Consider the following 6299-nt stretch of genomic DNA (forward strand, 5'->3'; position numbering starts at 1 on the left):
TGGGCGAGTGAAGGGCCGACTCGGACAAAGAGCGTGATCGCCCCAAGGGCCAGGGCCACCAGCAGGGCGACCGCCGCCCAGAGGCGTCTGGTGATCTGTGCTTTCCATCGTCGCATAGTGGTTATGTGAGCGGTAAGGGCGCAGCAGCGCCACGCTGCTACGCCCTTACCGCGGAGGCCAGATCCCGCAGGATCAGCGAGCTAGGCTCTACGGAGCGCTTGTCGGCGTCGGCTCCGCCGGAGCCGACTCTGGCGTCGGTTCGACAGCCGGCGCCAGAGTTGGCTCCGGTGTAGGCACCTGGGTCGGCGGGCCGGGCAGGTAGGTCGGCTCCGCCGTCGGCGTCTCCGCGCTCGCCGTCGGCGAGGGCGTCTGCGGGGGGAAGCGCTGGGCGCTGATCGCGGCCCGCTGCTCGGCGAGCCAGGTGTCCAGGGCCGTCGTGCGGGCCTCGCGCAGCTGATCATCCCTGGTGGGGATGGTGCGGTCCGTCACCTCGATAATATGCCAGCCGAACTGGGTGCGGATCGGGTCGCTGACCGTGTTCTGCTCCAGGCTAAAGGCGGCACTCACCAGCTCGGGCGGGTAGGTCGCGCCATTATCGGCCTTGCCATCCTTATCGAAGAAGCCGAGGTCGCCGCCGGCGCTGGCCGAGCCGGGGTCATTCGAGGCAGACGCGGCCAGGCCCGCAAAGTCGGCGCCGGCGCGCAGATCGGCGACCAGCGTATCGGCGCGATCCTTCGCGGTGGCGAAGAGGGCGTCAGTCTGCTCCTGGGTGGAGCCGTCGGGCGGAGTCACGGCGACAAGGATCTGGCGGGCCTTCACCTTCGTCGGGTCGCTGCTCGCCTCAAAGGTGCCATCGGGGACGAGGCTGTCCTGCACGCTGGTGTTGATCACCTGCTCGCGGTACTGGCTGATCAGCGCGGCGCGGAAGTCGTCCTTCGTCAGGGCGGGCTTCACATCGACGCTGGCAAGCTCGATCTCATAGCGGCGGAAGATCTCGTCGACGATCTGATCGACCTGGCTGGCCGCCTCTGCGGCGGCGGGCGTGGGCCGCGGCGTGCTCGTGGGCTCGGCGGTGGCCGTCGGCTCGGCGGTGGCCGTGGGGCCGCCGGGGGTGGGCGAGGCCGTCGGCTCGGCGGTGGCCGTCGGCTCGACGGTGGCCGTCAGCTCGACGGTGGCGTCGGCGGCGGGCGCCGTAGCCGTGCTGCTGATCGTCGTCGTCGCGGTGATCGGCGGGGCCGGCGGCGGGATGAAGATCTGGCCAAGGTCGTTCGCGATCGCCTGGTTGATCGCATCGGGGCTGGCGCTGATGCCCATCTGCGCGGCGCCCTGCTCCTTGATCTGCAAGGTCTCCCACTGGCCCACCACCGTGTCGTCCACCGGGCTGCTGCTGATCGTCTTCACCTGCTGATTCAGCGTCGGGCTCTGGTTGGCGAACTGCTGGGTGAACTGCTGGTTCCCGCCGAAGAGGGCCACGAGCTGAAAGTTCTGGGCGATCTCGCGGGCGTAGGCCAGGCGCCGCTCCTGCCAGTAGTCGCGCCGGCTTAGCGACACGCTGCCGACCTGCGCCACCGGGCGGCTCGGGACCCAGAGCTGGTCGTAGCTCAGACCGATAATCACCGCCAGGAGCGCAAGGCCGATGGCGGTGGCGGTCACGATCACCACCCGACGCTGGCTGCGAAGCTCGCGCTGGTGACGCGCCAGGCGCCTGCGCGTCATCGGTGGGGAAACGGCGGGAGCCGCGGGCTGCGCCTGGCGGCGCTTCTGCGGCGTCGGGCGTTGGTCGCCCCGCTGGGGGGTCTTCGGTGTGTCAGCCATGAGTGTGTGAATGCACAACATGATGCGTGCAACGCAAGCGAGGGGCCGGGGCGCCATGGGCGCAGGCGGCGCGCTGCGTCTCACGCATCATCGCATAGTGGCGTATTAAAACGGAATATCCTCATCGCCAATATCAGGCGGGGAGGCCCGGCCGCCGCGGGGCGGGGCAGGGCGGGCCTCGCGCGGCGGGGGCTCATCATCATCGTCGCGGGAGGGGCGGCCCTCACGACTATCGAGGATAATCATATCGCCGGCGATGACCTCGGTCCGATAGCGGGTCTGCCCGCTCTGCTGATCATCCCAGGATCGCGTCTGGAGGCGGCCCTCAACGTACACGCGCGCGCCCTTCGCGAGGTACTGGTTGCAGATCTCGGCGAGCTTATTCCACGCGACGACGCTGAACCACTCGGTCTCCTCGCGCATCTCGCCGGCGCCGTCGCGCCACTGGCGGCCCGACGCCACGCGGAACGTGGTCACCGGGCTGCCTGTGGAGGTGTAGCGCATCTCAGGATCGGCGCCGAGGCGGCCGATGATCATGACCTTATTCAGATCGCGGGCCATCGCCGCCTGCCTTTCGCCTCACTACTCCGCCTGCTCGGCGACAGCCTCAACCGCCTCGGGCGCCTCATCCGCGCTGCTGCCCTTCTGCTCGATAACCGTGATCAGGTGCCGCATCACAGCGTCGCTCAGCTTCAGGGTGCGCTCGACATCAGTGACCTTCCCGGCCGAGAGGCCGAAGGTGAACAGCACGTAGTAGCCCTCGGTGAAGTTGCGGCGGCTGGCCTCGCCGCTGGCGTACTCACGGATAGGGTAGGCCAGCTTGCGCCGGCCCCAGGGCGACGCCTGGTTGACGCTCGTCACCTCACCGCCGGCATTCTGGATCGAGTGGGTGACCCGCTCGATGGCGGCGGCGATGCCCTCTTCATTGGCGTGCAGCGGGTTGATGATGATCATCAGCTCGTAGTTACGACGACGTTCGCGCATATGCTCCTCCTCTGGTGTAATCCCGCTCGTCGAACCGATCCGGCTGCGCGTGCCGGGCGGTGCGGCGGGACAGAAAGACATCAGCCGCACCTTAATGTGCGGCGACGTGCCTTACTCTTACGATCGCGGGATTATACCACGGAATCGGGGGCGGCACACTAGCCACCGAGCTGCGACATGCCGCGCAGGGTCGGCAGGACGCCCTCGGGCAGGCCATGGCCCCAGGGCTTCACATACACGGCGTGGCGGATGAGCTGCTCGATCTCGTCCTGGCCGGCGCCCGAGCGCACGGCCGCGCGCAGATCCAGCTCGTCGTCGCGCAGCAGGCAGAGGTGCAGGCGGCCCTCGGCGGTCAGCCGCATGCGGTTGCAGGTGGCGCAGAACGGGTCGGTCACCGCGCTGATGAAGCCGAGCTTGCCGGGCGCGCCGGGGATGCGGTAGCGCCGCGCCGGGTCGGATGGGTCCTGGCCGTAGGGCTCCAGCGGCCCGAAGTGGGCCGAGATGCGGGCGACCAGCTCGGCGGTGCTGATCACGCCCTCCTCGGCCAGGCCGGCCACGCCGGTCAGCGGCATCACCTCGATAAAGCGGAACTCCCAGGGGTGCTCGGTGGTCAGGGCGGCCAGGCGGATGACCTCGTCGTCATTCATGCCGCGCACCACCACCGCGTTGAGCTTGATCGGGCGCAGCCCGACCTCATCGGCCGCGCGCACCCCCGCCCAGACATCGTCCAGGCTGCCGCCGCGGGTGATCTGGCGGAACTTCTGCGGGTCGAGGCTGTCGATGCTGATGTTCACCCGGTCGAGCCCGGCCTCCTTCAGCGGCCCGGCCAGCTTGCCCAGGCGCAGGGCGTTGGTGGTCATGGCGATGTGCTCGATGCCGGGGATGGACTTGATCGCGCGCACCAGCTCGACGATCTCGTAGCGCAGCATCGGCTCGCCGCCGGTGAGCCGGATCTTGCGGAAGCCTGCGGCGGCGGCGGCGCGCAGCACCGTCACCAGCTCCTCGTTGGTGAGCAGCTCGGGGCGCGGCAGGAACTTCATGCCCACGGCCGGCATGCAGTAGACGCAGCGCATATTGCAGCGGTCGGTGAGCGAAACCCGCAGGTAGTCGATCCGCCGCCCGTAGCTGTCCAGCGCCGGCGCGTCCGCGGCATAGCTCGGGTAGCTGCGCGGCTCGACAAAGGTGATGGGGGCCAGGCCCGTCATTGGGTTCTCAAGCACCATTGCGCTCCTCCGGCGGTCGTAGGGGCGCCCACAAGGGGTCGGGCGCCCACAAGGGGCGCCCTTACGCGCCAGCGTACTTCATCACCGAGATCCGGGCGGCCAGCTGGCGGGCCACGCCCCGGAAGACCTCGGCGTAGGCGTCGGGCGCGTCGCTGATCACCGCCGGCGTGCCGCTGTCGCCGCCCGCGCGCACCGCCATGCCCAGGGGGACCTGGCCGAGCAGCGGGAGGCCCTGCTGGGCCGCGATCCGCGCCGCGCCGCCGGAGCCGAAGATATCGTAGCGCGCGCCGGTGTCGGGGGCGAGGAAGTAGGCCATGTTCTCGATGATGCCGATCAGCGGCACGTTCACCTTCTTGAACATCTCCATCGCCCGGACCACATCGATCGTGGCCACCTGCTGCGGCGTGGTGACGATCAGGGCGCCGGTGAGCGGCAGGCTCTGGGCTAAGGTCAGGGCGATGTCGCCGGTGCCGGGGGGCATATCGATGATCAGGTAGTCGAGCGGGGCCCATGCCACCTGGTAGAGGAACTGGCGCAGCAGCTGGCTCACCATCGGGCCGCGCCAGATCACCGGCTGGCCCTCCTCCACCATGAAGCCCACCGACATCAGCTTGATGCCGTGGCCCTCAAGCGGCACCATCACCGCCTGGCCGTCCTCGCCGGTCACCGCGCCGGGCTGGCCGCGCACGCCGAACATCAGCGGCATGCTCGGGCCAAACACGTCGGCGTCGAGCAGGCCCACGCTGGCGCCCTCCTGGGACAGGGCGACGGCCAGGTTGGCGGCCACGGTGCTCTTGCCCACGCCGCCCTTCCCGGCGGCCACCGCGATCACGTTGGCCACGCCGGGGATGGCCGCCTGCTCGGGGATGCCGGCGTGGTGGCGCACATTCGCCGTGAACTCGACCTGCACGTCGCTCACGCCGGGCAGCGCGCGCACCGCCGCCTCGACCTCGCTGCGGATCTGGTCCTTCAGCGGGCATGCCGGCGTGGTCAGCTCCACCGCGAAGCTCACCGTCCCGCCGTCGATCTTCACATTCTTGATCATCCGGCGCGAGACGAGATCGCCGCCGAGCTCCGGCTCCTGCACCTTGCTCAGCGCGGCGAGCACCTGCTGCTCGCTCACCTGCTGGCCCGAGCCGCGTGAGAAGAGGCCCATGTCATCACTCCATAGCTATATCATTGCAAATTGCAGATTGGGAATTGGGGATTTCGGTGTTCATCTAATGAGCATTATAGCAGGTTTTAGAAAGCGGGAGCTATCGTAACCTGAAACCGGTATCAAGCCGATCGCAGCAGAGCGCGCTGAATCCAATCTGCAATCTGCAATCTACAATCTGCAATCGTCCTACCGCGCCCCGCGCCGCATCTCGGGGGTGGCCAGCCAGGCCTCGACCGGATGCCCGTCGCGCAGGTGCGCGCGCACAATCTCGCGGGCGCGCTCGGCGCTGAGCCCGGCATAGCGCGTCGCGCCGGGGTGGATGAGCAGGTTCGGCCCGTGGTCGCAGTGGTCCTGGCAGCCGCTCGCCAGCAGCTCGACGCCCCCGACGCCCAGCTCCCAGAGGGCGGCGTCGAGGGCGTCGCGCACACGGGCGCAGCCGCGGGCGCTACAGTGCGGGCCGGTGCAGAGGTAGAGTCGGTACGTCATAATTGCAGATTGTAGATTGCAGATTGCAGATTGTAAAGCCAATCTGCAATCTGCAATCTGCAATCTGCAATTCCTAGTTAGCCAGCTCGATCTGGTCGATGTAGAAGGTCTTCTGCGTGCGCCCCTGGGCGTCCTGGATGGCCAGATCGCTCAGGTTGGACGGGCTGCCGAGCTGCGCGAGCGGGATCTCCACCAGCACCCATTTCTTGGTGAGGGTCGGCAGCTTCACCGCCTGGCTCCCATTACCGTTGGCGTCGCGCACCCAGACCATCAGCTGCTGGTTGCCGCCAGCGCCGTTCGCCCAGAAGCGGATCTTGGTGTAGCCCTGCGTGCTCAGCGCGCTGTCGGTGTGCAAGTACAGGCCCGCCCACGCCTTGGTGAAGGTCACAGCGATCGAGCTCGTGCCAACCTTCGTCTTCTTGGTGTAGCTCAGGTTCACCTTGCTGTCCCAGGACCAGTTCTGCCACCCGCTGGCCAGGCTGTCGTCGAAGATTACCTGGGCGCTGGCCGGGACGGCGGTCGCCGTCGGCGGCACGGCGGTTGCCGTGGGCGGCACGGCGGTCGGCGGCACGGCGGTCGGCGGCACGGCGGTCGCCGTCGGCGGCACGGCGGTTGCCGTGGGCGGCACGGCG

General features: G+C 68.6%; 6 protein-coding genes and 1 pseudogene. All 7 read right to left on the bottom strand.

What is annotated here, in order from left to right; all coding sequences use genetic code 11:
* Positions 1 to 207: 207 nt before the first annotated feature.
* Positions 208 to 1653 carry a peptidylprolyl isomerase gene (locus K2Z83_RS22400; protein ID WP_370650260.1) on the bottom strand — a complete coding sequence of 482 codons (1446 nt, stop codon included), beginning with the start codon at positions 1651 to 1653 and terminating at the stop codon, positions 208 to 210.
* 267 nt (positions 1654 to 1920) lie between these two features.
* Positions 1921 to 2376, bottom strand: a complete 456-nt coding sequence (locus K2Z83_RS22405) for a single-stranded DNA-binding protein (protein WP_220597401.1) — start codon at positions 2374 to 2376, stop codon at positions 1921 to 1923.
* A gap of 21 nt (positions 2377 to 2397) precedes the next feature.
* A complete protein-coding gene (gene rpsF / locus K2Z83_RS22410) occupies positions 2398 to 2799 on the bottom strand; it encodes a 30S ribosomal protein S6 (RefSeq protein ID WP_220597402.1) in 402 nt (133 codons plus the stop codon).
* A 158-nt stretch (positions 2800 to 2957) separates the two neighbouring features.
* Entirely contained in the window at positions 2958 to 4004 is a 1047-nt protein-coding gene (moaA, locus tag K2Z83_RS22415) for a GTP 3',8-cyclase MoaA (RefSeq protein ID WP_370650262.1), read from the bottom strand.
* A 79-nt stretch (positions 4005 to 4083) separates the two neighbouring features.
* Positions 4084 to 5178 (bottom strand): Mrp/NBP35 family ATP-binding protein, encoded by a 1095-nt coding sequence (locus K2Z83_RS22420; RefSeq protein WP_220597404.1) that lies wholly within the window; start codon positions 5176 to 5178, stop codon positions 4084 to 4086.
* 189 nt (positions 5179 to 5367) lie between these two features.
* Positions 5368 to 5730, bottom strand: a complete 363-nt coding sequence (locus K2Z83_RS22425; RefSeq protein ID WP_220597405.1) for a ferredoxin — start codon at positions 5728 to 5730, stop codon at positions 5368 to 5370.
* A gap of 10 nt (positions 5731 to 5740) precedes the next feature.
* A pseudogene (locus K2Z83_RS22430) lies at positions 5741 to 6299 on the bottom strand (hypothetical protein); the annotation flags it as partial.

Origin of the sequence: Oscillochloris sp. ZM17-4 (assembly GCF_019599295.1) — a bacterium.
GTDB lineage: Bacteria > Chloroflexota > Chloroflexia > Chloroflexales > Chloroflexaceae > Oscillochloris.